Source organism: Mesorhizobium sp. M7A.F.Ca.US.005.03.2.1, assembly GCF_003997795.1.
In the GTDB taxonomy this organism is placed as follows: Bacteria; Pseudomonadota; Alphaproteobacteria; order Rhizobiales; family Rhizobiaceae; genus Mesorhizobium; species Mesorhizobium ciceri.
Map to the genome: position 1 here is coordinate 1 of NZ_RZRP01000012.1, position 24196 is coordinate 24196.

General features: G+C 63.7%; 21 protein-coding genes and 1 other RNA gene. 4 read left to right on the plus strand and 18 right to left on the minus strand.

What is annotated here, in order from left to right:
- From EN991_RS01395 to EN991_RS01410, 4 genes are all read right to left on the minus strand, one after another.
- On the minus strand, positions 1 to 1304 hold a 1304-nt coding region (locus EN991_RS01395), incomplete at its 3' end, for a di-heme oxidoredictase family protein (protein ID WP_127368027.1).
- Positions 1305 to 1316: 12 nt separating this feature from the next.
- Positions 1317 to 1802: a bacterioferritin gene (gene bfr / locus EN991_RS01400; RefSeq protein WP_013527914.1), complete on the minus strand. Its 486-nt coding sequence runs from the start codon at positions 1800 to 1802 to the stop codon at positions 1317 to 1319.
- Positions 1768 to 2079: a (2Fe-2S)-binding protein gene (locus EN991_RS01405; RefSeq protein WP_013527915.1), complete on the minus strand. Its 312-nt coding sequence runs from the start codon at positions 2077 to 2079 to the stop codon at positions 1768 to 1770. Before EN991_RS01405 ends, bfr begins: the two co-directional genes overlap by 35 nt.
- Positions 2080 to 2191: 112 nt before the next feature.
- Entirely contained in the window at positions 2192 to 3481 is a 1290-nt protein-coding gene (locus EN991_RS01410; RefSeq protein WP_013527916.1) for an imelysin family protein, read from the minus strand.
- Between the two features lie 433 nt (positions 3482 to 3914).
- On the opposite strand from EN991_RS01410, the gene EN991_RS01415 reads away from it, so the two are divergent.
- Positions 3915 to 5168 (plus strand): FAD-dependent oxidoreductase, encoded by a 1254-nt coding sequence (locus EN991_RS01415; protein ID WP_127368028.1) that lies wholly within the window; start codon positions 3915 to 3917, stop codon positions 5166 to 5168.
- 30 nt (positions 5169 to 5198) lie between these two features.
- Here the strand turns inward: EN991_RS01415 and EN991_RS01420 are convergent, their stop codons facing one another.
- Complete coding sequence (locus EN991_RS01420; RefSeq protein ID WP_013527918.1) at positions 5199 to 6476, minus strand: 4-aminobutyrate--2-oxoglutarate transaminase; 1278 nt, start codon at positions 6474 to 6476, stop codon at positions 5199 to 5201.
- A gap of 244 nt (positions 6477 to 6720) precedes the next feature.
- On the opposite strand from EN991_RS01420, the gene EN991_RS01425 reads away from it, so the two are divergent.
- Genes EN991_RS01425 through EN991_RS01435 form a run of 3 tightly spaced genes read left to right on the plus strand, consistent with a single transcriptional unit; the run spans position 6721 to position 12031 of the window.
- Positions 6721 to 7860: an efflux RND transporter periplasmic adaptor subunit gene (locus EN991_RS01425; RefSeq protein WP_127368029.1), complete on the plus strand. Its 1140-nt coding sequence runs from the start codon at positions 6721 to 6723 to the stop codon at positions 7858 to 7860.
- A complete protein-coding gene (locus tag EN991_RS01430) occupies positions 7857 to 8936 on the plus strand; it encodes an efflux RND transporter periplasmic adaptor subunit (protein ID WP_024503446.1) in 1080 nt (359 codons plus the stop codon). The genes EN991_RS01425 and EN991_RS01430 overlap by 4 nt, the downstream gene beginning before the upstream one ends.
- Positions 8933 to 12031, plus strand: coding sequence for an efflux RND transporter permease subunit (locus EN991_RS01435; protein WP_127368030.1), 3099 nt, complete (start codon positions 8933 to 8935; stop codon positions 12029 to 12031). Before EN991_RS01430 ends, EN991_RS01435 begins: the two co-directional genes overlap by 4 nt.
- Before the next feature lie 12 nt (positions 12032 to 12043).
- Here the strand turns inward: EN991_RS01435 and EN991_RS01440 are convergent, their stop codons facing one another.
- From EN991_RS01440 to ffs, 13 genes are all read right to left on the minus strand, one after another.
- The gene (locus EN991_RS01440; RefSeq protein ID WP_206519134.1) at positions 12044 to 12358 is read right to left on the minus strand and encodes a hypothetical protein; all 315 of its coding nucleotides are present in this window, start codon (positions 12356 to 12358) and stop codon (positions 12044 to 12046) included.
- Positions 12359 to 12403: 45 nt separating this feature from the next.
- Entirely contained in the window at positions 12404 to 13153 is a 750-nt protein-coding gene (locus tag EN991_RS01445; protein WP_013527922.1) for an ABC transporter ATP-binding protein, read from the minus strand.
- Positions 13150 to 13995, minus strand: coding sequence for an ABC transporter ATP-binding protein (locus tag EN991_RS01450; RefSeq protein ID WP_127368032.1), 846 nt, complete (start codon positions 13993 to 13995; stop codon positions 13150 to 13152). The genes EN991_RS01445 and EN991_RS01450 overlap by 4 nt, the downstream gene beginning before the upstream one ends.
- A gap of 10 nt (positions 13996 to 14005) precedes the next feature.
- The gene (nikC, locus tag EN991_RS01455; RefSeq protein WP_127368033.1) at positions 14006 to 14926 is read right to left on the minus strand and encodes a nickel transporter permease; all 921 of its coding nucleotides are present in this window, start codon (positions 14924 to 14926) and stop codon (positions 14006 to 14008) included.
- Positions 14923 to 15990, minus strand: coding sequence for an ABC transporter permease (locus EN991_RS01460; protein ID WP_024503440.1), 1068 nt, complete (start codon positions 15988 to 15990; stop codon positions 14923 to 14925). The genes nikC and EN991_RS01460 overlap by 4 nt, the downstream gene beginning before the upstream one ends.
- A gap of 18 nt (positions 15991 to 16008) precedes the next feature.
- Positions 16009 to 17652, minus strand: a complete 1644-nt coding sequence (locus EN991_RS01465; protein WP_127368034.1) for an ABC transporter substrate-binding protein — start codon at positions 17650 to 17652, stop codon at positions 16009 to 16011.
- A gap of 261 nt (positions 17653 to 17913) precedes the next feature.
- A complete protein-coding gene (locus tag EN991_RS01470; RefSeq protein WP_024503438.1) occupies positions 17914 to 19227 on the minus strand; it encodes a lytic murein transglycosylase in 1314 nt (437 codons plus the stop codon).
- A gap of 26 nt (positions 19228 to 19253) precedes the next feature.
- Positions 19254 to 19859 carry a recombination mediator RecR gene (gene recR / locus EN991_RS01475; RefSeq protein WP_013527928.1) on the minus strand — a complete coding sequence of 202 codons (606 nt, stop codon included), beginning with the start codon at positions 19857 to 19859 and terminating at the stop codon, positions 19254 to 19256.
- A gap of 191 nt (positions 19860 to 20050) precedes the next feature.
- Positions 20051 to 20977: a cell wall hydrolase gene (locus tag EN991_RS01480; protein WP_013527929.1), complete on the minus strand. Its 927-nt coding sequence runs from the start codon at positions 20975 to 20977 to the stop codon at positions 20051 to 20053.
- 230 nt (positions 20978 to 21207) lie between these two features.
- Positions 21208 to 21615, minus strand: coding sequence for a hypothetical protein (locus EN991_RS01485; RefSeq protein ID WP_127368035.1), 408 nt, complete (start codon positions 21613 to 21615; stop codon positions 21208 to 21210).
- Between the two features lie 14 nt (positions 21616 to 21629).
- A complete protein-coding gene (locus EN991_RS01490) occupies positions 21630 to 21953 on the minus strand; it encodes a YbaB/EbfC family nucleoid-associated protein (protein ID WP_013527931.1) in 324 nt (107 codons plus the stop codon).
- Between the two features lie 30 nt (positions 21954 to 21983).
- Positions 21984 to 23804 carry a DNA polymerase III subunit gamma/tau gene (locus EN991_RS01495; RefSeq protein WP_127368036.1) on the minus strand — a complete coding sequence of 607 codons (1821 nt, stop codon included), beginning with the start codon at positions 23802 to 23804 and terminating at the stop codon, positions 21984 to 21986.
- 105 nt (positions 23805 to 23909) lie between these two features.
- An RNA gene (gene ffs, locus EN991_RS01500) (signal recognition particle sRNA small type) lies at positions 23910 to 24006 on the minus strand.
- Positions 24007 to 24196: the final 190 nt, after the last annotated feature.

The following is a 24196-nucleotide window of genomic DNA, read 5'->3' on the forward strand; positions in this document are numbered from 1 at the left end:
GCCTGCGCCTTATTGGGCGTATCGCGGCGCGTGACGAATTTCGGCGTATGGCAGGCAATGCAGCCGATCTCGTAGAATGTCTTTTTGCCCGCGAGCACGTCCGGCCGGTCGAGGTCCCGGCGCGACGGCACGGCCAGGTTCTGCGAATAGAAGGTGACGAGATCCATCACCGGCGGCGGCGCCTCGACCGGGCCAAGACGCTGCTGCACGCCGTTCGGCATGGCGAGGCATTTTGCCTCCGCAGCAGTGCAATCGCCCCAATGCCTCGGCTCTTCGAGCGTCGAGATGCCGATGTCGCCGGCAAAGGCATCCGCCGCCTGCTGGCGGATCGACGCGGTCTGCGCCTTCCAGCCGAAGCGGCCGAGCGTCAGTTCCCCGTTCAGGCTATCGCGCACGATGTTCGGCCTGCCGGAAATGCCGTCGCCGTCCCTGTCGTCCGGATCGGCTTGGGCGAGAATATCAGACGGCGCGATCTGTTCGATCAGGCCCAGGCCGATCATCGGCGGTGTGAGCCGCGGCGACAGCGTGGTGCGCGGGTCAAGCGGCCCGTAGCCAAGGCCGTCAACCGAATAGCTCGGTTTGCGCAAGGAGATCACAGAGCCGTCCGTCAGCTCCACCTTACGTTCCTGGTAATCGATATGCATCCTGCCTTCACCAGGCAGGCCGGGTACGGCGAGCTCCTGCAATTGCCTGCCGTAGACCGGGTCGGGGAAGTTGAGCACCTCATGGTCGGCAAGCGCCGCCTTCTCTTCCACGCTGCTGGCGTCGCGGGCCAGCCGCAGGAACATCGACGTGGTGCCGGGGTCGCCTTGCGGCGGGCGGCCGCGGCCATCCTTCAGATGACAGTTCTGGCAGGCACGTTCGTTGAACAGCGGGCCGAGCCCGTCCGACGCTTGCGTCGAGGATGGCGACGAGACCCAGTTCTTGCGGGAAAGGGCATTGCCGAGCTTGAAGTCGCCCTCTTCCTCGAAGGTGATGTTGGCCGAGGATTGCGAGAAGGAATCGCGGCTGACGTCCTTTCGGGACGTGCCGGCGCCACCTTGCATCAATTCGAACGGCTCTGGCCTGGAAAAATCCGTGGTCGGCCTGGTGACGGCAATGACGCGCGCCTGATCCTTCGCATTGAGGTCGGTGCGCGTGGTGGCGAAGCCGGCCGGCTGAAGATCACCCGCCATCGCCGAAGAGGTAAGCGCCAACACGAGCATGACACAGCGCCGACGCGCCAATCCGGCTGGCGTCTTCTCAGGGGGCGGCGAGCCATTGGCCCGCCGCGAGCGGCGCACGAATTCTAGCAGGCGCCGCATTCCCGCATGCCCTTACTCCGCCTCGTCTGCCGATGCGGCGTTGAGCTGGCCGTATTTCTCCTCGCCAATCGAGGCAAGCAGGTCGAGCTGCGTCTCAAGAAAGTCGATGTGACCCTCCTCGTCGGCCAGCAATTCCTCGAACAGCTTCATCGTCACGTAGTCGCCGGCGTCGTTGCAGATTTCGCGCGAACGCTTGTAGGCGGTACGTGCGTCATATTCTCCGGCAAGGTCGGATTCGAGCACTTCCTTGACGTTCTGCCCGATGCGCAGCGGCGCCACGGACTGCAGGTTCGGATGGCCTTCGAGGAAGATGATGCGGGCGACGAGCTTGTCGGCATGGTGCATCTCCTCGATCGATTCCGCCCGCTCCTTCTTTGCCAGCTTGGCGTATCCCCAGTCCTCAAGCAGACGGAAATGCACCCAGTACTGATTGACGGCGCCAAGCTCCAGAAAAAGGGCCTCGTTAAGCCGCTCGATGATCTGCGGATCGCCTTTCATGAATTCTGCTCCCGTATTGGATGCGCAGGCCTCTGACGCGATCCAGGTGTGAAACGACATCCACGCCGCTCGCCTCCGAGCGAGCGTGGTAGTTTTCGGTGACCCGAATGATCGTTTCCACCACATTTGGGAAGCAGCCGCAACAGCGACCGCGCTTTTGCATTGCATGATAGATTTTCGCCGGCACGATCAACTGCCAGGGATCCTGGTCCAGCAGCCCGACGATCGTCTGCTCGATCTCCTTCTCGGTGATGATGTTGCAATGACAAATCAGCATTGGCTTGCTCGGCTGGCTGACGGCGTCTCCCGCGCCGTGTGGCTTGATCTTCTGGCGGAGGCCGTTGCAAAGCCGGTTGTCCGGCTCCGGGCCAGTCTCCGTCGTTTACCCCTTACTTGAACACCTTGTCCGGCGCGTCGAGGCTGTCGGACCCTTCGAAGGCGATGGTGCTGAGCTTCAGGGAGCCGACGGCGCGCTCAATCGACTTGGTCTGATCGATCAGCGCATCGATCGCCGCCTGGACGGTGGCATTGCCCTCAATGTTGCCCTCGGCGATCTGCTGGTCATAGGCCTCGCCGGCCAGTGCACGCGCCTTGATCGCCTCCATCTTGGCGACCGAAACATCGAGCTTGTCAGACAGTTCCTTGTCGATCGCCGGGTCGGCCGCCTTCACCATATCGGCCACCGAAGGACCCGAAACGATGGTGCCGTCGAGACGCGTGTAGCTCGCATGATAGGCCGCGCGAATGCCGATGGCGTCGTAGAGATGCGAATTGTAGGTGTTGTCGGAGAAGCAATCGTGCTCCTCTTCCGGATCATGCAGCAGTAGGCCGAGCTTCATGCGCTCGCCGGCCAGTTCGCCGTAGGACAGCGAGCCCATGCCGGTGAAGATCGTCGAGATCGCCGTGCTCGGCTCGCCATCGACAAGAGCCTTGCGGGCGGCGCCGTCTTCCTTCCAGTTGCCGACCATCTCCTGAAGATCCGAAACCAGAAGGTCGCTGGCCGATTTCAGATACTCGGCGCGGCGGTCGCAATTACCGCCGGTGCAGTTCTTGAGGTCGTAGTCGGTGTAGGGGCGCTCGCCGGCACCCGGGCCGGTGCCATGCAGGTCCTGGCCCCAGAGCAGGAATTCGATGGCGTGATAGCCGGTGGCGACATTGGCCTCGATGCCGCCGGCCCCCTGCAGCGTGCCGGAGAGGAATTCCGGCGAAAGCTTCGATGCATCGACCTTCTTGCCGTTGATCTCGATCTCCTTGTTGGCGATCACATTGGCCGTGTAGAGCGCGTTCGCGTCCGATTCGGTGCCGTAGCTCTTGGCGACATAGTCGATCAAGCCTTCATCCAGCGGCCAGGAATTCACCTTGCCTTCCCAGTCGTCGACGATCTTGTTGCCGAAGCGGTAGACTTCGGTCTGCTGGTAGGGAACGCGCGATGCCTTCCAGGCGTCACGGGCAGCGTTGAGGGTTTCCACCGATGGCGTGGCGAGCAGCGCGTCGACCGCCTTGTCGAGCGCTTGCGCGGTGGTCAGCGAATCCTCGTATTTGGCGAGCGCGATGTCGGAATAGGTCTTGATGACCGCCTTTACATCTGTTTCCGCCTTTGCCGGCAACACGAATACCGCCGCCGTCAGCAGGGCAGTGGCGCCGATCGCCGCAAGCCTGCTGCCATATCGTGCTGTCATGATCACTCTCCAGTTTCTCGGAAATTCTGTAAACGGCGCGCGCAGCAACCGGCGCCAGGCCATCTGCGGGCCATTGGGCGCAAGAGATGCCGCGCCATCGCGCGGTTCGCGGAAGAAAGACACCAAAATGCCTCCAATCGAAAGGGTTCAAGGCCCAAACATTAAAGGGATGCGCTAACGCGCGAGCTTCCATAAAGCTGCGACACCGTCGGATGTCAATGACAATCCGCAAGAAAAGTCAATCGAAACAACAGTTTAGAATTATTCTAAACTGCGACTGTCAACTTTATGCATTTTCCTGCACCGGTCTTGCCGCTGAACTGTGCGATTGACAGCCGCCATCCCGGATGCGACCCGCAAAAGCTCGCTTGCAGCGGTGCCAGACAATTGCCATCTGGCGGAACATCCTAGGGTAGAATCGGGATTGAGTGCGATGAAGAACGGTGTGGTCATTGTCGGCGCGGGTCATGCGGGCGTGCAAGCGGCCGCAAGTCTGCGCGAGGACGGCTATGACGGGCCGGTGATCCTCGTCGGAGATGAGGACGAACTGCCCTACCACAAGCCGCCGCTGTCGAAGACCTTCATCAAGGATGCCGAGGCCAAGCCACAACCCTTGCGCGGCGAGGCCTTTTACACCGGCAGCGCCATCGACTACCGGCCTGGCGTCAGGATCGATCGCCTCGATGCCGGACGCCGCAGTTTGGATATTGCCGGCGGTGGTGCGCTTGCCTTCGACCACCTGATCCTGGCGACAGGCTCGCGCCCGCGCACGCTGCCGCTGCCCGGTGCCGATCTGTCCGGGGTGCTGTCGCTGCGCTCGCTGGCCGATGCGCGGCTGATCCGCGACCTCAGCGCGCAAACCGACGAAGTCGTCATCCTCGGCGGCGGTTTCATCGGGCTGGAGATCGCAGCCACGTTGAGGGCCGCCGGCCGCACGGTGACAGTGGTCGAGGCGGTGGACCGGCTGCTCGGCCGCGCCGTGGCGCCGGTGGTGGCGAGCCACGTCCGGCAACGGCTGGAAGCGACGGGCGTGCGCATCCTCACCGGCACCTCGATCGCCAGGCTCGAAGGCGAAAACGGTCATGTCGTGGCCGCGATCACCTCGTCAGGCGAAAGGCTGCCGGCGCGCATGGTCATTGTCGGCATTGGTGCCGTGCCGAATGTCGAACTGGCGCAGGAAGCTGGCCTCGGCATCGCCAACGGCATCCGCGTCGATCACCAGATGCGGACTTCGGTGCCGGAGATTCTCGCTATTGGCGATGCTGCCTCTTACCGTCACTGGTTCACCGGCGGCGACGTGCGGCTGGAATCGGTGCAGAATGCCACCGACCAGGCGCGGCTTGCCGCGCGCACGATATCAGGCCATGCCGACGCCTATTCTGCGGTGCCATGGTTCTGGTCCGACATCGGCGACATGAAGCTGCAGATGGTCGGCCTGACCGCCGGCGGCGACAGCCATGTCGTGCTGGGCGACCTGCCCGACAACAAATTCTCGATCTACCACTACGCCGGCGAGCGGCTGCTCGGCATCGAATCGGTCAACCGTCCGGGCGACCATATGCTTGGCCGCAAGATGTTGGGCGCCGGCTTCTCGCCGACGCCGCAGACGGTGGCCGCTGGCCCCGAGGGGCTGAAAGCGGCACTGGCCGCTTTCCTCGAGAATGAGCCCGCCAGAGCGGCGGGATAATTCCGTCCCTCAGGCGCGGCACCTTACTGATCAGGCGGCGCAGACTTCGCGGATCGAGCTTTCCAGAATGTCGAGTGCTTCGTTCATGACTTCGTCCTGGATAGTGATCGGCGCCAGGAAGCGGATGACGTTGCCGTAGACGCCGCAGGTCAACAGGATCAGGCCCTTGTCGAGCGCCTTCAACCGGATCGCATTGGCGATCTCGGCCGAGGGCAGGCCCTTCTTGACGTCGTTGAACTCGACCGCATTCATGAAGCCGAGACCTCTGATGTCGACGATCTCGGGCACGTCGTCGCGGATCGACTGCAGCCGCTGTTTCAGTCTTGCGCCCAGCGTATTAGCGCGGTCGCACAGCTTTTCATCCTCGATCACGTCGAGCACGGCGTGCGCCGCGGCAACGCCGATCGGGCTGCCGCCATAGGTGCCGCCGAGCCCGCCGGGGCCGGGCGCATCCATGATTTCGGCGCGGCCGGTGACCGCCGCCAGAGGAAAGCCGCCGGCCAGGCTCTTGGCCATGGTGGTGATGTCGGCGGCCACCTCATGGTGGTCCATCGCAAACATCTTGCCGGTGCGGGCAAAGCCGGTCTGCACTTCGTCGGCGATCAGCAGCATGCCGTGCTGGTCGCAAAGCTTGCGCAGCGCAACCAGGAAATCACGCGGCGCGTCGTAGAAGCCGCCCTCGCCCTGAACCGGCTCGATGATAATGGCGGCGACGCGGGCCGGATCCACATCGGCCTTGAACAACCGGTCGAGCGCCGCCAGCGAGTCGGCGACCGAGACACCGTGCAGCGGCACAGGGAACGGCGCATGGTAGACATCGCCCGGCATGGCGCCGAAGCCGACCTTGTAAGGCACGACCTTGCCGGTCAGCGCCATGCCCATGAAGGTGCGGCCATGGAAGCCGCCGGCGAAGGCAATGACCGCCTGACGGCCGGTGGCATTGCGGGCGATCTTGATGGCGTTCTCGACAGCCTCGGCCCCGGTGGTGACGAAGATCGTCTTCTTCTCGAACTTGCCGGGCAGCATGCCGTTCAGCCGTTCGGCCAGGCGCACATAGCTCTCATAGGGCACCACCTGGTGGCAGGTGTGGGTGAAGCGGTCGAGCTGTGCCTTGACCGCCTCGATCACCCTGGGATGGCGATGCCCGGTGTTGACGACGGCGATGCCCGACGAGAAATCGATATAGCGACGCCCCTCGACATCCCAGATTTCCGAATTTTCAGCCCGGTCGGCATAAATCTGCGTGGTCATGCCGACGCCGCGGGAAATCGATTGGTTCTTGCGTTCGGAAATGGCTGAATTCTTCATCGTATCCCTCACCGGGCCGGCGCCCGTCCTGTTTGATGCCGTTGAGATGTCTTCTGACCTTATTTCACGTTTTCCTCAAGTCGGCACCACCGGCAGGCGATTGGGCCTGCGGTGGGCAGATCCCGGCGCTTAGCCAGTCGGGCGATACACGTACGAGACCGGTTTCCTTTTCCCGGGGATCGACTATCCTCTGGATGGCCGCGAGGCACCGCGATCAGCGAGCGGCCCGCGGCCGGGGGAGCCCATGAGCAGGAACGTGACTTCGCCCGTCTCGCAGCCATCGGTCAGAGCTCCCGGTCTTTTGTCTTTTCCAGCCGCCCCGGCGCTTTTCGCCTGCACGGCGGCGCTGCTTCTGGCCGGCTGTCAGAAGCAGGAAGCGGTGGACAAGAAACTGCAGATCATGGTGCGCACCGAAACGGTGGCGATGGCCGACTATGCGCCAAGGACTTCGCTGACCGGGGTGATCGCGGCGCGTACGCTGAACAATCTGTCGTTCCGGGTCGGCGGTCGCGTCGCCGAACGGTTTGTCGATGTCGGCCAGCATGTCGATCAAGGCACGGTGCTCGCCCGCATCGACCCGCAGGAGCAGGAATCCGACCTGCGCTCGGCGCAGGCCGATCTTGATGCAGCCAAGGCGCAACTGACCCAGTCCGTTGCCGCCTTCGAGCGGCAGAAGACGCTGCTGGCGCAGGGCTTCACCACCAGGCGCGACTATGACGCCGCGGACCAGGCCCTGAAGGTGGCACAAGGCAGCGTCGAAGCCGCGCAGAGCGCTTTCTCCAACGCCCAGCAAAACCTGTCCTTCACCGAGCTCAAGGCCGGTGCCGCCGGCGTGATCACCGCCCGCCAAGTCGAAACCGGCCAAGTGGTGCAAGCCGCGCAAACCGTCTTCACCGTCGCCGAGGACGGCGACCGCGACGCGGTGTTCAACGTGCAGGAGACGCTGATCGCCAAGACACCGGCATCGCCTGCGGTGACGATCACGCTGTTGTCCGATCCGCAGGTCAGGGCAACGGGCAAGGTCCGCGAAATCTCGCCTGCGGTCGACCCGGCTTCGGGCTCGATCCGGGTCAAGGTCGCCATTCCCGACACGCCCGCCGGCATGCCGCTGGGAGCAGCCGTCATCGGCTCGGTAAGCGCCAAGCCGGCGAAGGCGATCCTGCTGCCTTGGCAGGCGCTGACGTCCAGCGGCGGCAAGCCGGCGGTCTGGATCGTCGATCCCTCGACCAAGGCGGTGACGATGGCGCCGGTCGAAGTGCTGGCGTTCAATTCGGGCACGGTCGTGATCGCCAGGGGGCTGGACGAAGGCCAGAGCGTCGTCACCGCTGGAGGACAGCTGCTCAGCCCTGGACAGACGATCGAGATATCGGGAGCGGGCCAATGAGCCGGACGCCGCGCATCCTGCTCGGCGTGCTCATGCTCGGCGCGCTGGCATCCTGCTCCAGGTCGGAGGAAAAGCCGCCCGAGATCATCCGGCCGGTGCTGTCGATGGTGATCGAGCCGCGCACCACGCAAGTCTTCGGTTTTGCCGGATCCGTCGAACCGCAGGTCAGCGCCGACCTGGCCTTCCGCCTGCTTGGCCGGGTCGTCTCGCGCGACGTCCAGGTCGGCGACATCGTCAGCAAGGGCACGACGATAGCGGCACTCGATCCGACCGCGCTGGAGTTGTCGCTCCAGGCGGCCAAGGCGGAACTGTCCAATGCCGAGGCGCAGTTCGCCAACGCCGCCGCCAGCGAGGAACGGCAGCGCCAGTTACTCGCCTCAGCCAACGCCACGCAAGCTGTCTTCGACGCCGCGCAGCAGGCGCGCAAAGCTGCGGAGGCAGGTGTCGAGCGGGCTAAGGCCTCGCTTGCCAAATCGCAGGAACAGCTCGGCTATGCCAGGCTGTTCTCTGATTTCGACGGTGTCGTCACCGCTGTCGGCGCCGAAGTTGGCCAGACGGTCTCGCCCGGCCAGACCGTCGTCACCGTGGCGCGCTCGGACCTGCGCGAGGCGGTGGTCGACATTCCCGACCAATTGACCGGTGATCTCGCGGCCGGCACGCCCTTCCAGGTCATCCTGCAGTCGCTGCCGACGATCCAGACCGGGGCTAAGCTGCGCGAGATCGCACCGCAATCCGAGGGCTCGACCCGCACCCGGCGCGTCAGGCTGACGCTCACGGATCCGCCACAGGCCTTCCGGCTCGGCTCGACGGTGACGGCGACCCGCGTGACCAAGGTGGCACCGACGATCGAACTGCCCATGTCGGCGCTGTTCGAAAAGAACGGTTCCGCGAAAGTGTGGATCGTCGACCCGCAGACATCGAGCGTGAACGCACGCGACATAAAGGTCGCGTCGAAGAATGGCGGCACCTTCACGGTGACCGAGGGGCTGGAGGCCGGCATGCGTGTTGTCACGGCGGGCGTCCACAGCCTGAGCGAAGGCCAGAAGGTGACAGTGCCCGAGGGAGGGGCCTCATGAAAGGCTTCAATCTCTCCGACTGGGCGCTCAACCACCGCTCCATGGTCTGGTATTTCATGCTGGTCTTCGTCGTGGCTGGCGTGTTCTCCTACCTCAATCTCGGCCGTGAAGAAGATCCCAACTTCACCATCAAGACGATGATCATCCAGGCCAACTGGCCGGGCGCCTCGGTCAAGGAAACCGTGCAGCAGGTGACCGACCGGATCGAGAAGAAACTCGAGGAACTCGATAGCCTCGACTACACCAAGTCCGTCACCACGGCCGGCCAGACCGTCATCTTCGTCAACCTGAAGGACACCACCAAGGCACGCGATGTCGTGCCGAACTGGATTCAGGTGCGCAACATGGTCAATGACATCGGGGCACAGTTTCCGCAGGGTGTGCAGGGCCCGTTCTTCAACGACCGCTTCGGCGACGTCTATGGCAACATCTACGCCTTCACATCGGACGGGCTGACGCCGCGCCAGTTGCGCGACTATGTCGAGGATGCCAGAACAAAGATCCTGACCGTGCCCAACGCCGGCAAGGTCGACCTGGTCGGCGCCCAGGACGAAGCGATCTATCTCGAATTCTCAACCCGCCAGATCGCCGCCCTCGGCCTCAACCAGCAAGCGATCGTCGCCAGCCTGCAGGCGCAGAACGCGATCACGCCGTCCGGCGTCATCCAGTCCGGGCCGGAGCGCATCAGCGTGCGTGTCGGCGGGCAGTTCACCTCCGAGGAAAGCCTGCGCGCCATCAATCTGCGCGTCAACGACCGCTTCTTCCGCCTGAGCGACGTAGCGACGATCACACGCGGCTATGTCGATCCGCCGACGGCACTGTTCCGTTTCAACGGCCAGGACGCGATCGGGCTCGCCATCGGCATGAAACCCAACGCCAACCTGCTCGAATTCGGCGAGGCCCTGCACAAGGAGATGGACAAGGTGCTGGCCGACCTGCCGGTCGGTGTCGGCGTGCATCTGGTCGCCGACCAGCCGGTCATCGTCGAGGAGGCCGTCTCGGGCTTTACGCGTGCGCTGTTCGAGGCGGTCGCCATCGTGCTCGCCGTGTCGTTCATCAGTCTCGGCATGCGCGCCGGCTTCGTCGTGGCGCTGTCGATCCCGCTGGTGCTGGCCATCACCTTCACGGTCATGGCCTATCTCGGCATTTCGCTGCAGCGTATTTCCCTGGGTGCGCTGATCATCGCGCTCGGCCTTCTGGTCGACGACGCGATGATCGCGGTCGAGATGATGGTGGCGCGGCTTGAGGTCGGCGACAATCTGCGCAAGGCGGCGACCTATGTCTACACATCGACCGCCTTTCCGATGCTGACCGGTACGCTGGTGACGGTCGCCGGCTTCATCCCGATCGGCCTCAACAACAGCGCCGCCGGCGAATATACCTTCACCCTGTTCGTGGTCATCGCCGTTTCGCTGCTGGTGTCATGGATCGTGGCGGTGCTGTTTGCGCCACTGCTCGGCGTCACCATCCTGCCGGCGACGATGAAAACCAAGCATCACGACCAGCCGGGCCGCTTCACCTCACTGTTCCGGCGCGTGCTTGTCGGCTCGGTGCGCCATCACTGGCTGACCATCATCGCCACCGTGTTGTTGTTTGCCGGCTCGATCGCCGGCTTCGGCCTGGTGCAGCAGCAGTTCTTCCCGCCATCGGACCGGCCGGAGTTGATCGTCGACTGGAACCTGCCGCAGAATTCTTCGATCGCCGACACGCGCGACCAGATGGAGCGGTTCGAGCAGCGGGCACTGGTCGGCAATCCCGACATCGACCATTTCTCGTCCTATATCGGCCAGGGCGCGGTGCGTTTCGTGCTCGCCTATGACGTGCAGCCGGCCAACCCCTATTTCGGCCAGACTGTCATCGTCACCAAGAGCATCGAGGCTCGCAACCGGGTCAAGCCGGCGCTGGAAAAGCTGCTGCGCGAGGAGTTCGTCGGCACCGACGCCTTCGTCAAGCCGCTCGAACTCGGACCGCCGGTCGGCCGCCCCGTGCAATACCGCGTCGGCGGTCCCGACATCCAGACGGTGCGCGAGCTGGCGCAGCAATTCGCCGGTGTCATCTCCGCCAATCCAAAGCTCGCCGCGCCGACCTTCGACTGGAACGAGCCGCAGCGGGTGCTGAGGGTCGACGTGCTGCAGGACAAGGCACGCCAGCTCGGCATCACCTCCTCCGACATCGCCAGCGCGCTGAACAGTACGGTCGGCGGCGCCACCATCACGCAGGTGCGCGACGCCACCTACCTGATCAATGTCGTGGCCCGCTCCCGCGGCGCCGAACGCGGCTCGATCGAGACGTTGCAGAACATGCAGTTGCCGACCAGCACCGGCGAGGCGATCCCGCTCGCGGCGGTCGCCAACTTCCGCTACGATCTGGAGCAACCGACGGTGTGGCGACGCGATCGCATCCCGACCATCACCGTGCGCGCCGGGCTGGTCGGCGACGTGCTGCCGGCCACGGTCGTCAACGAACTGAAGCCATCGGTCGATGCCTTCACCGCCAAGCTGCCGCCGGGCTATTCGATCGCCACCGCCGGCTCGGTCGAGGAGAGCGCCAAAAGTCAGGGACCGATCGCCGCCGTCGTGCCGTTGATGCTGTTCGTCATGGCAACGATCCTGATGGTGCAGTTGCAAAGCTTCCAGCGCCTGTTCCTGGTCGTGGCGGTGGCGCCGCTCGGCCTGATCGGCGTGGTGGCGGCCCTGGTGCCGAGCGGAGCGCCGCTGGGCTTCGTCGCCATCCTCGGCGTGCTGGCGCTGATCGGCATCCTGATCCGCAATTCGGTCATCCTGATCGTGCAGATCGAGGATCTGGTGCGCGAGGGCAAGGATCGCTGGGCGGCGGTCATCGAAGCGACCGAACACCGGATGCGCCCGATCGCACTGACGGCGGCGGCCGCCAGCCTGGCGCTGATCCCGATCGCGCGTGAAGTGTTCTGGGGTCCGATGGCCTATGCGATGATGGGCGGCATCATCGCGGGTACCGCAATCACGCTGCTGTTCCTGCCGGCGCTTTATGTGACGTGGTTCAGGATCAAGGAGCCGAAGGGCCGGGAAGAGCCACCCGTTCTGGAGAACGGCGAACTGGCGCAAGGCTCAGCCTAAGGCTTTGCCTGATCATTCGTTGTCGTTGGAGGGCACAGGGCGCGACCTGGCGCGTTGCCATGGCGACGATTTCGAGGTGCGCCAAGCGTGCCAGCCTTCTGGCAAGTCCGCCAACGCCTGGATGCTTTCGTCCCGCTGCACAACGTTTTGCAAGCTGACGATCATGATATCGCCTTCGTCAACAGGTCCGGTTTCGCTGTTGTGGAATTGCCAACTGCCGTCGTCATCGTCATGTGAGACGTATGCAATCCAATCGCCGCGGGTAACGACTGCCCTATCCACAAACACCGCGACATTGGGAGGATCCGCAAACTTCCATTCCTCCATGGGAATTCCCCAAGATGGTTGTTCGGCGCAAAAGAGAAAACGAATTCAAGCGGTTCTCACAAACCCGTCGCTGGCCCGCAACAGATTGCGCGTATAGTCCTTTGTCACACGGCGTTCGACAAGATCCGCCGCCGCCAGATTCTCCACCGCCTCGCCGCTTTGCATCACCATCAGCCGCTCGCACATATGGGTGATGATGGCGAGGTCGTGGCTGACCATCAGGAAGGTCAGCTTGCGCCGCTTGCGTACCTCTTCCAGCAGGTTGAGCACTTCCGCCTGCACCGAGGCATCGAGCGCCGAGGTCGGCTCGTCGAGCAGCAGGATCGACGGTTCGAGAATGAGTGCACGGGCGATTGCCACGCGCTGGCGCTGGCCGCCGGAGAGCTGGTGCGAATAGCGGAACCGAAAACCGTTGCCGAGGCCGACTTCGTCGAGCGCCCGCTGGATACGCTTTTCGCCGTCGGCAAAGCCATGGATGGCAAGCGGCTCCTGCAGCAGACGGTCGACGGTCTGGCGCGGGTGCAGCGACCCGTACGGATCCTGGAAGACCATCTGCACTTCACGGTAGAAGGCCTTGTCGCGGCGCGCGCCGAGCGTCTTGCCGTTGACGACGATGCCGCCCGATGCAACCGGCGCAAGGCCGGCGATGGCCCGCAGCAGCGTCGATTTGCCGGAGCCGGATTCGCCGACCAGGCCGAAGGATTCGCCCGGCTGCACGTCGAGGCTGACGCCTTTCAGTGCGCGAAAACGGTCGAAGATCACTTCCAGCCTGTCGACGGCAATCGCAGAAGTCATGCCGCCCACTCCGGCTTGCGGTCGAGCACCGGCAGCGGGTGGCGGTCGGCACCGATCTTGGGCATGCAATTGAGCAGGCCGCGCGTGTAGGGATGCTGGGCCTGGCCGAGTTCGGACGCCTTGAGCTGCTCGACCACCTTGCCGGCATACATGACGATGACGCGGTCGCAGAAGGACGAGACCAGGCGCAGATCGTGCGAGATGAAGATCAGCCCCATGCCACGCTCACTGACCAGCCGGTCGAGGATGCCGAGCACATCGAGCTGCACGGTGACGTCGAGCGCCGAGGTCGGCTCGTCGGCGATCATCATTTCCGGACCGGCGATCAGCATCATGGCGATCATGGCGCGCTGGCCCATGCCGCCCGAAACTTCATGCGGATGCAAATTGAAGACGCGAGAGGGATCACGGATCTGCACCGCCTCCAGCATGGCCAATGCACGGTCGCGTGCCTCCGCCTTGCCGACCTTTTCATGGGTGCGCAGCGTCTCGACGATCTGGCGACCGATGCTCATCACCGGGTCGAGCGAATATTTCGGATCCTGCAGGATCATGGCGATGCGCTTGCCGCGCAGCGCCCGGCGTTCGCGTGGCGAGACGCTGAGCAGGTCGATGCCGTCGAAGGCGAGCTTGTTGGCCGATATCCGCGCCTGCGGTGGCGTCAGGCCCATGATGGCGCGGCCGGTCTGCGATTTTCCCGAGCCGGATTCGCCGACGATGCCGAGCCGTTCACGGCCGAGCGAAAAGGAAACGCCGCGCACCGCCTCGATCAGCCCGGTGCGGGTCGGGAAGGTGACGCGCAGGTCGTCTACGTCGAGAAGCGTTTTCGGTTCTCCGCTCATTGGTCGCCGCTCATTGGTCGCCACTCCGCGGATCGAGCGCGTCGCGCAGGCCGTCGCCAAGCAGGTTGAAGCCGAGGCTGACGATGAGGATGGCGAAGCCCGGCGCACCGGCCACCCACCATTGATCGAGCACGAAGCGGCGGCCGGAGGCGATCATCGTGCCCCATTCGGGCAGCGGCGGCTGCGCGCCGAGGCCGAGGAAACCGAGCCCGGCGGCGGTCAGGATGATGCCGGCCATGTCGAGCGTCACCCTGACGATCAGGGACGAAATGCAAAGCGGCATGATATGGCGCAGCACGATGCGGAAGGGCGAGGCGCCCATCAGTTGCACCGCCTTGATGTAGTCGGAATTGCGCACCGTCAGCGTCTCTGCCCGCGCGATGCGGGCGTAGGGCGGCCATGAGGTGACGGCGATGGCCAGCACTGCATTCTCGATGCCGGGGCCAAGTGCTGCGACGAAGGCCAGCGCCAGGATCAGCTTGGGAAAGGCGAGGAAGATGTCGGTGATGCGCATCAGGATGGCATCGGTCCAGCCACCGGCATAGCCTGCAACGGTGCCGACCAGAAGGCCGATGGGTGCGGCGATGATGGCAACCAGGATGACCACGTAAAGCGTCCAGCGCGAGCCGTAGAGGATGCGCGACAGGATATCGCGGCCGAGATCGTCGGTGCCGAACCAGTGCTCGGCGCTCGGCGCCAGCAGGCGCGCGTTCTTCAGGTCGCCGAACGTTGGCGAATAAGGTGCCAGCACGCCTGCAAGGGCGGCAACGACCAGCAGGGCGATGATGATGAGCAGGCCCAGAAACGCCAACCGGTTGGCGGAAAAGCGCCGCCACGCCACATAGGCGCGGCCGAGCCTTGCCTGCATGCGCGAGGCCGGCCGCTCGCTGAGCAGCCAGTCGCGACGGCTCTGGATGGTGTCGACGCTCATGCGGACTTCGTCCTCGGATCGAGCACACGATACAGCAGGTCGGACAGAAGGTTGATGGCGATGAACACCGAGCCGATGACGATGGTGCCGCCGAGCACCGCATTCATGTCGGCGTTCTGCAGCGAATTGGTGATGTAAAGGCCGATGCCCGGCCATGAGAAGACGGTCTCGGTCAGCACCGAACCTTCCAGCAGTCCGGCATAGGAAAGCGCGATCACCGTCACCATCGGCACCGCTGCGTTGCGCAGCGCGTGACCCCAGATGATGCGCGTTTCCGACAGGCCCTTGGCGCGCGCCGCGACGATATATTCCTGCGACAATTCGTTGAGCATGAACGAGCGCGTCATGCGGCTGATATAGGCGAGCGAGAAATAGCCGAGCAGCGAGGCCGGCAGGATGATGTGGCGGAAGGCGTCGTAAAAAACGTCCCACTGCCCCTGCATCGCAGAGTCGAGGAGATAGAAGCCGGTGATCGGCGTAAAGGTGTATTCGTAGACGACGTCGAGCCTCGCCGGGAAGGCAACCCATTGCAGCTTGGCGTAAAACAGCACCAGCCCAAGCAGCCCCAGCCAGAAGATCGGCACGGAATAACCGATCAGGCCGATGACGCGCACGATCTGGTCGATGAGGCTGCCGCGCCTGACCGCGGCCAGCACACCGAGCGGCACGCCGAACAAAGCGCCGATCAGCGTTCCGAGGGTCGCCAGTTCCGTCGTGGCCGGAAGCGCCCGGCGAATGTCGGTCATGACCGGATTGGTGGTCAGCACGGAGACGCCGAAATTGCCGTTCAGCGCATTCTTCACATAGATGTAGAACTGCTCGATCAACGGCAAATCGAGGCCCATCTCGCGGCGCGTGCGCTCAACCACATTGGCCGGCGCCCGGTCGCCGAGCACCGCCAGCACCGGGTCGATCGGAATGACGCGGCCGATGAAGAAGGTGACCGCGAGCAGACCAAGATAGGTCGTGATCGCAATGACCAGGAAACGGCCAAGCGATGATGCAATAGCGACGGCGCGGGCGCTGCCGCGCCCCGCCGCCACTTCTTTTTCAACCGCGCTCATGCGGCGTGTCCGCGAGCACTATTCCTTGGACACCGGTCCGACGAAGTTGGTGTCGAAGCTCGGGCCGAGCGCAAAGCCCTTGAGGTTCTTGCGCAGGCCGGCCACTTCCAGCTGCTGGTGGATGACGACGAAGGGGCTGGTGTCGAGGATTTTCTTCTCGAGATCCTTGTACATGTCGGCGCGCTTGCCGGCATCCTTCTCGAGCAGTGCCGCTTCCGTCTGCTTGGTCAGGTCCGGAATGTCCCAGGCGTTGCGCCAGGCCAGCGTCTTGGTCTTGGCCCCATCCGAATTGTCCGGGTTCGAGGCAAAGGTCTGGGCGTTGGAGTTCGGGTCGAAATAATCCTGGCCCCATTGGCCGATATAGATGTCGTGGTTGCGGGCGCGGTATTTGGTGAGCGTCTGCTTGCCGTCGCCCGGGATGATCTCGAGCTTGATGCCGGCCTGTCCGAGCGTCTGCTGGATCGATTCCGCCATCCCGGTCGTCGGCTGGCCGGTGCGTACGTCCATGGTTACGCTGAAGCCGTCGGGCAGACCGGCCTTGGCCAGCAATTCCTTGGCCTTGGCGACATCGAGCTTGAACGGATTCTCATCCAATTCGCCGAGCACGCCCTTGGGCAGGAAGGTCTGATGGATTTCGCCGATGCCCTTGAGGATGGTGGAGCTCAAGGCATCATAGTCGACCAGATACTTGAACGCCTGGCGCACCTCCGGCTTGGCGAGGTTCGCGTTCTTCTGGTTGAGGCTGATGTAATAGACCGTACCCTTGGGCGCGCTGGTGGTGGTGAGGTCGGCGTTCTTGGCGATGGCGTCGAGGTCGTTCGGTTCGAGATTGCGGGCAACGTCGATGTCGCCAGCCTCGAGCGCCAGGCGCTGGCCCGAGCTTTCCTTCATGTTGCGATAAATGACGCGGGCAAGCTTGGCTTTTTCGCCGTAGTAATTGTCGTTGCGCTCGAGAACGACGGCTTCGTTGGCCCGCCATTCGCGCAGCTTGAAGACGCCGGAGCCGGCATAGCCGGTCTTCAGCCAGGCATTGCCGAAATCATTGTCCCATTTGTAGTCGGCGCTCGGCGTGACCGCAGCCACATGTTCCTTGACCAGCTTGGCGTCGACCACCGAAGCGACCGTTGCCGACAGGCAGTTCAGCACGAAACTCGGCGCATAGGCCTTGTCGACGGTGAACTGGAAGGTGCCGTCGTCGACAGCCTTGGCCTTTTCGGTGACGTTGTCACCGCTGATGCCGAACTGGCCGATGATGAAGGCCGGGCTCTTGTCGAGCTTGATGACGCGCTCGAACGACCAGGCGACATCGGACGCCGTGATCGGATTGCCGGAAGCGAATTTCAGGCCGGGCTTGAGCTTGAACGTGTAGGTCAGGCCGTCATCGGAGACGGTCCAGCTTTCGGCAAGGTCGCCCTTGACCTTGGAGGTGTCGCTGAGGTCGAGACGGACAAGCAGATCATAGGTGTTGCCGGTGACCTCGGCGGTCGACAGCTCGAACGCCTCGCCCGGATCCATGGAGATGATGTCGTCGATCGCGAAACCTTCGACCAGCGTGTCGGCGGGCGTGACCGCACCGGCGGGCGCGCCGGCCAGAAGCAGCGCCGACATGGCGGCACCCGCGAGCAGGAAGCGAGAGCGTAGAGCAAGCTTTTCCATCATCATTGTGATTGTTCCCTGTTTTGTTGTTTGTTGACCTGAGTTCCCGGCTCAGGGTTGCGGAATTTTTTCGGGGCCTGGAGACGGCCCCTCTGCCCACTTACCGTCGTGGTTTTTGTCCAGTTGGTCAACACCATATCCGGCGGCCCCGTGGCGGGCAACGAGCATTTATACGACGGCTCATTGGGCCAGAAAGGCCGGTGGGGTGTCGACGCATAGGCCAGCCAATCGAGGCTGCCGATCGAGAAAAATCTGCTAATTTCGGAGCTATTTCAGCACTGCGACCAGGTCGGCGTCAGGGAAGCAGGTGGCGGCGCGGCCGTTCTTGGCTTGCCATATGCCGATCGAGCGGCGGGTCTTGAAGCCGGGCAGGCCATCGGCGCTGCCGACATCATAGCCTTTGGCCTCCAGCGCCCGCTGCAGGGCGGCGATGTCCGAACGGTGCAGCCCGCCGACCGCGCCCCAGCTGCCGGCGAAGTTCTGATCGCCATGGGCGATGCGATCGGCGCCATGGCCGATGAACAGCGCGTACAGGTCGCTGGTGTTGTATTGCTTCAGCACGTAGAAATTGGGCGTGGCGACAAAGGCCGGGCCGCTGCGCCCTGCCGGCATCAGCAGAAAGCCTTCGGCCTTCAGCTCACTCACTGGAAACGGTTTGCCGCCGACGCGCTTGATGCCCATATCAGCCCATTGCGAGATTTTCTTGCCCTGGTCCGGGCCTTCCAGCGAACAGGAAACGCTTTCCGGCACCGTCACCTCGAATCCCCAGCCACGACCCTTTACCCAGCCATAGTGGACGAGATAATTGGCGATCGAGGCCAACACGTCCGGCGTCGAGTTCCAGATGTCGACGCGGCCGTCGCCGTCGAAATCGACGGCATGTTTCAGGAACGAGGTCGGCATGAATTGCGGCTGGCCGAGCGCGCCGGCCCAGGACGATTTCATCGCGCCGACCGGAGCCAGCCCGCGCTCGACGATCTCGAGTGCGGCAAGCAGTTCGGTGCGGAAGAAGTCCTTCCTGGTCGACATGAATGCCTTGGTGCCCAGCACTTCGAAGGCGTCATAAGGCATCTTCGCCGCGCCGAATCCGGTCTCGCGGCCCCAGATCGCCAGCAGCACTTCGCCCGGCACGCCATAGCGCTTTTCGATGGCCGCAAGTGTCCTGGCATTGGCGGCTTCGCGCGCGCGCCCGCCCGCCGTCACCGCGCGAACCGTCTTCTCGGCGAAATAGGCGCCGGGTGAGCCGAATTCGGCCTGGTGCTGCTTCTGCGGCGTGGCCGCCTTCTCGCCCGGCTTGACCAGGTCCGGCAGCTTCAGATTGGGCTTGATGCCGTCGAAGGCGGCGTCGAAGGTGGTTTTGGAAATGCCTTTCGCCTTGGCCTGTGGCCAGAGGTCGTTCTGCAGCCAGGCGCGGAACTGGTCGTCGATCTTTGCGGCGGAGGCGGGGGTGGAAAAGACCGAGAGAAGAACTGCAAAAAAGGAAAACAGAACCAATCTGAGAGGTTTGCGTTCCTTCGCACCCCTCTCCGTCCTGTCGAGGGGGGTGCTTGGCACCAGCCTGGAAGGACGCGCAAAAATCATGACCCGCATCCCCTGCCGCAACTTTGTCAAAACGCCGTCCGCGAACGCAGCGCCGCGGCCAGCGTGCCCTCATCGAGATAGTCGAGTTCGCCGCCGACCGGCACGCCATGCGCAAGGCGCGTCACCTTGATGTCGAAGCCGGACAACTGGTCGGTGAGGTAATGCGCGGTCGTCTGGCCCTCGACCGTCGCGTTGACGGCAAGGATGATCTCCTTGACCTCGCCGCCGGCGACGCGATCAACCAGCGAGCGCATGTTGAGCTGCTCGGGGCCGATGCCGTCGAGCGGCGACAGCGTGCCGCCGAGCACGTGGTAGCGCACATTCATCGCCGCCGCGCGCTCCAGCGCCCACAGGTCGGAGACGTCCTCGACGACGATGATGGTGCCGGCATCACGGCGCGGATCGGTGCAGATCATGCAAGGGTCCGATGTATCGACATTGCCGCAGGTCGAGCAGATGCGCACCTTGTCGGCCGCCTCGGCCATGGCGGCGGCAAGGGGCGACAAAAGCTGCTCTTTCTTCTTGATCAGATGAAGGGCGGCACGCCTGGCCGAACGGGGTCCCAGCCCCGGCACCTTGGCCAGGAGCTGGATCAGACGTTCGATCTCGGGACCGGCGATTCGCTTCGACATCGCTCTGATCTAGAGCAATTCCAGGAAAAGTGCGAAGCGGTTTTCCGTCCGGAATTGCGTCAAAACGAAAAGCTGGAGCGGTTCACCGTTTCCGCGAAACGGTGAACCGCTCCAGGATTTTTCAGAGCGCTTTGGAACATCTGCATCCGCATGACCGCCATATTGGGCCTTGGCGGACCGCGGGGCGCAGATCAGTTGGTCTCGAGCGGCCGGCCCTGGCTGACAATCATCGCGCCAATGGCGTCTGTGTTCTCAGGCGTCGACTGGAACCCCATCGACGCCTCTTGCGGCGCGTCTTGAACCGACGAGATGACCCTTGTGTTCAAGCTTCCGCCAAAACGCGCGGCATCCGGCTCTTCCATCGGCTCCTGCATCGCCACCACCGTCGGCTCTTGCGAGACACGCGCGGATTTCGCGGCCGGCGCGGCGGCGGCGGTCACATAGGTCTGCTGGGCGGGAGCGGATCGAACGGTTGCCGTCCTGGCTGGACGCACCGGCTCGGCGGACGCGACCATCGTCACCGGCGCGGCTGACTTGTCGGGCGCCGCCGAGGCAATAGCGACCTGCGGCTCATCCGGCAGCGGCTGCCAGTTGCGGCCGCGCTTCTCGTAGAAGGCATTGCCGCCGGCAACCATGGTGTAGTGCATGTTCTTGTAGGGGAAGCGGAGGCCGGCTGTGTGGAAGAACATGGTGTTCTTGAGCTTGGACTTGCGCTCGCCCTTCAGCACCGCGTCGGCGGCTTCCTCGACATCGGGCATTGCGCGTGAATTCATCGGCCTTGTCATGACACCTGGCGCGAACTGCCCGGGCTCGCCCACCACTTGGCAGATGGTGCTGCCATGGTTGCCGGAGCGCAGCCGGTTCATCACCACCGTGCCGACCGCGATCATGCCGTCGCGGCTCGAGCGGTTCGACTCGAAGAACATCGCCCGTTCCAGGCATTCCTTGTCCTTCGGCGTGTGGCTGTAGGCCCCTGAACTCAGGAAACCCGGCGTGATGGCGTCGGTCAGGCTGGCGACGGACATGCCGTGTGAAGTGGTCTGGCTGCAGGCAGCCAAAAACAGGGGTGAAATGACGGCGCCGAGCAACAGCGGCGTCTTCCATCGCGTGGAAATCAACAGGTAACCCTCTCACTTCGTGCCCGCCCCCAGGCTGCGGCAAGAATGAGACACTTTCGGGCAAAATGATGGCCAAAACGTTATTAACAACGTACTGTTGCCAAATTGGCACAATTTCGTGGCTTTCCAGATAGATCGAGCCGTCATTTCACAAAAGCGATGACCGCTCTCTCTTTGTTTCGCCGCAATTGCCCCAAGGGAAAGCACCACGCGATTTTTCCTGAAGCGATCTACCGCCCGGCCGCTATCGCGGCCGGCTGGCCAGGCTCAAGCTCCTCGACCCTCTCCGAAAACAGGCCGCGCCGGAGGAACAGCGTCCGCGCCTCCCTGGCCGTCGGCGCGATCTTTCCCGGCCAGTCGCTGTCTATGAACTCAGCCTTGGTGAAGTCCGGATTTGTCTCGCTTGCCGCCTCGAGGAATTCGGCGATCTCCAGCACGATCGCGCGCTCGTCCTTCGAAAGCGCCGATGTGCCGGCTTCGATCGATGGGCGATGGAGGAAATCCTCGAACAGATAGAAATAACCCTTGATGCCGACGAGATCGACGCCGTCGTCACAATCGGCCAGGATTTCCAGGATCTCGTAGATCCTGTTGCGGATACGCTGCTCGATCAGTCTTTCGGACGGCTCTTCGGCCATGGCCGCACCGAAGGCTAGAAGGGCAGTTTCATTCCCGGCGGGATCGGCAGGCCCGCGGTCAGCGCCTTGGTCTTTTCCTGCATGATCTGCTCGACCTTGGTCTTGGCGTCGTTGTGAGCGGCCAGCACCAGGTCTTCCAGGATCTCGACATCGTCTTCCTTGAACAGAGACGGATCGATCTTCAACGACTTCATCTCGAATTTTCCGGTCAGCGTCACATTGACCAGGCCGCCGCCGGCCTGGCCGGACGCTTCCAGCGTGGCGATCTCGTCCTGCATGGCCTGGAACTTGGCCTGCATTTCCTTCGCCTTGCCCATCAGGCCGAGAAGATCTTTCATGGTCGGGTCCTTTGCGGATTCGTGGCTGGATCAGGGTTCATCGTCGTCAGCCGGCGGCTCGACCGGCACTTCGGCCTCTGCCGTTTCGGCTTCCGGCGCGTCCGGAATGCGCACATCGATGATCTTGGCACCGGGAAAGCGCGCCAGGATGGCGGCCACTGTCGGGTCGCTCTTGGCATCGAGAAAAGCCGTCTCGCGTTTGGCCGATTCCATTTCGGCGAGCGTCTGGCCGCCCTCTTCCTTCGACAGCGAGACAAGCCAGCTGCGACCGGTCCAGGCGCGCAATTTCGTCGTCAGGTCGTTGAGCAGCATCTTGGGCGCATCGCTGGTCAGGCCAACGTCGATGCGGCCGGGCTCGATGCGTACAAACCGGATGCAGCTTTTGACCAGCACCTTGAAGGCGATGTCGCGCTGCGCGTCTGCCAGGGCAATGATGTCGGCCAGCGATTTCAGCGGCGCCGATTGCGCCTCCGTGACCGGCTCCGGCGGAGCGACGTAGGCAACGGGCGCAGGCGAGGCTTCGACCAGCCGCATGGTCTGCGCGCCGCCCGGGCCAGACGGCATGCGCGTCTGCGCCACCGCGCTGACGCCGTTGCCGTTGCCTCCTCCCCCTGCGGGCGCCCCATTTGGGCGCAGCGCGCCATTCTGCACCGGCGCGGCGCCTTCAAGCGATCTCAACGCCTCGTCCAGCGTCGGCAGGTCGGCGGCATGCGCCAGCCGGATCAGCACCATTTCGGCGGCACTGACCGGCCGGTTGGAGGACTGCACCTCTGGAATGCCCTTGAGCAGCATCTGCCACGTCCGCGACAGCACCCTGACCGACAGCGTCCTGGCGAAATCGGCGCCGCGCTGCCGCTCGTCCTCGGATAGCGAGGCATCCTCGATGGCCGTCGGCACGAAACGCAGCCGGGTGACGAGGTGGTTGAATTCGGCAAGGTCGGTCAGCACGGCGGCCGGATCGGCGCCGGTATCGTACTGCGCACGGAATTCGCCAAGGGCTGCCGCCACATCGCCTTTCATCACATGTTCGAACAGGTCGACGATGCGGGCGCGGTCGGCAAGCCCCAGCATCGCCCGAACCGCGTCGGCGCCGACAGAGCCGGCGCCATGGGCAATCGCCTGGTCGAGGATGGAGAGCGAATCACGAGCCGAGCCCTCGGCGGCGCGCGCGATCATCGCCAGCGCGTCGTCGTCGACCGAAATGCCCTCCTTGGCCGAGATCGAGGCGAGATGCCCGACCAGCGCGCCGGCGTCGATGCGCCTCAGGTCGAAGCGCTGACAGCGCGACAGGACGGTGATCGGAACCTTGCGGATTTCGGTGGTGGCAAAGATGAATTTGACGTGCGGCGGCGGCTCTTCCAGCGTCTTCAGAAGGCCGTTGAAGGCCTGCGTCGACAGCATGTGCACTTCGTCGATGATATAGACCTTGTAGCGGGCCGAGACCGGCGCGTAGCGCACGCGCTCGATGATGTCCCTGATGTCGTCGATGCCGGTGTGCGAGGCGGCGTCCATCTCGATGACGTCGACATGGCGGCCTTCCATGATCGCCTGGCAATGTTCGCCGAGGACGGCAAGGTCGACCGACGGCTGGTCGATATCAGTGGTTTTATAGTTCAGGGCGCGCGCGAGGATGCGCGCCGTCGTCGTCTTGCCGACGCCGCGCACGCCGGTCAGCATCCAGGCCTGGGCGATACGGCCGGTGGCAAAGGCGTTGGTGAGGGTGCGCACCATCGGCTCCTGGCCGACCAGCTCGGAGAAGTTCGAAGGACGGTACTTGCGTGCCAGCACGCGATAGGCGGCGGCCTTGCCTATCTCCAGGCTCTTTGGTCCCGAATTTCCGGCTTCGCTCATACGCCCGTAAAGCTCCAAATGGCCGCGCCCGAAGGCGGCCGATTCCTGCGCATAGTCTCGCCCGCGCTGCAATGCGTCGTCAATGTCGCGAGAGGGGCCGATGAGGTGGGAGGCTGGAACAATGACCCGTTCCGGGCTCGTTAGGGCTGCTTCCTTCCGGACCTGACCCGGTTGGCGAGTGGATCGTCCACCACCAACCTCCCGCTTTCCATATCGGCAATTGCGCGACGAAATGCAAGTGCGCCGCAGAAATCGCAAAAATATGGAATTGGCGCACCAAAGCGTGAGGGGCGCAATGATTCGCTTGCAGCCCCCCTGCCGCCGCTCTAGCGTTCCTGCGTTTGAGGAAAACAAGAAAAGCAAGGGAAACGCCGATGCTGCCGGGCCTGAAG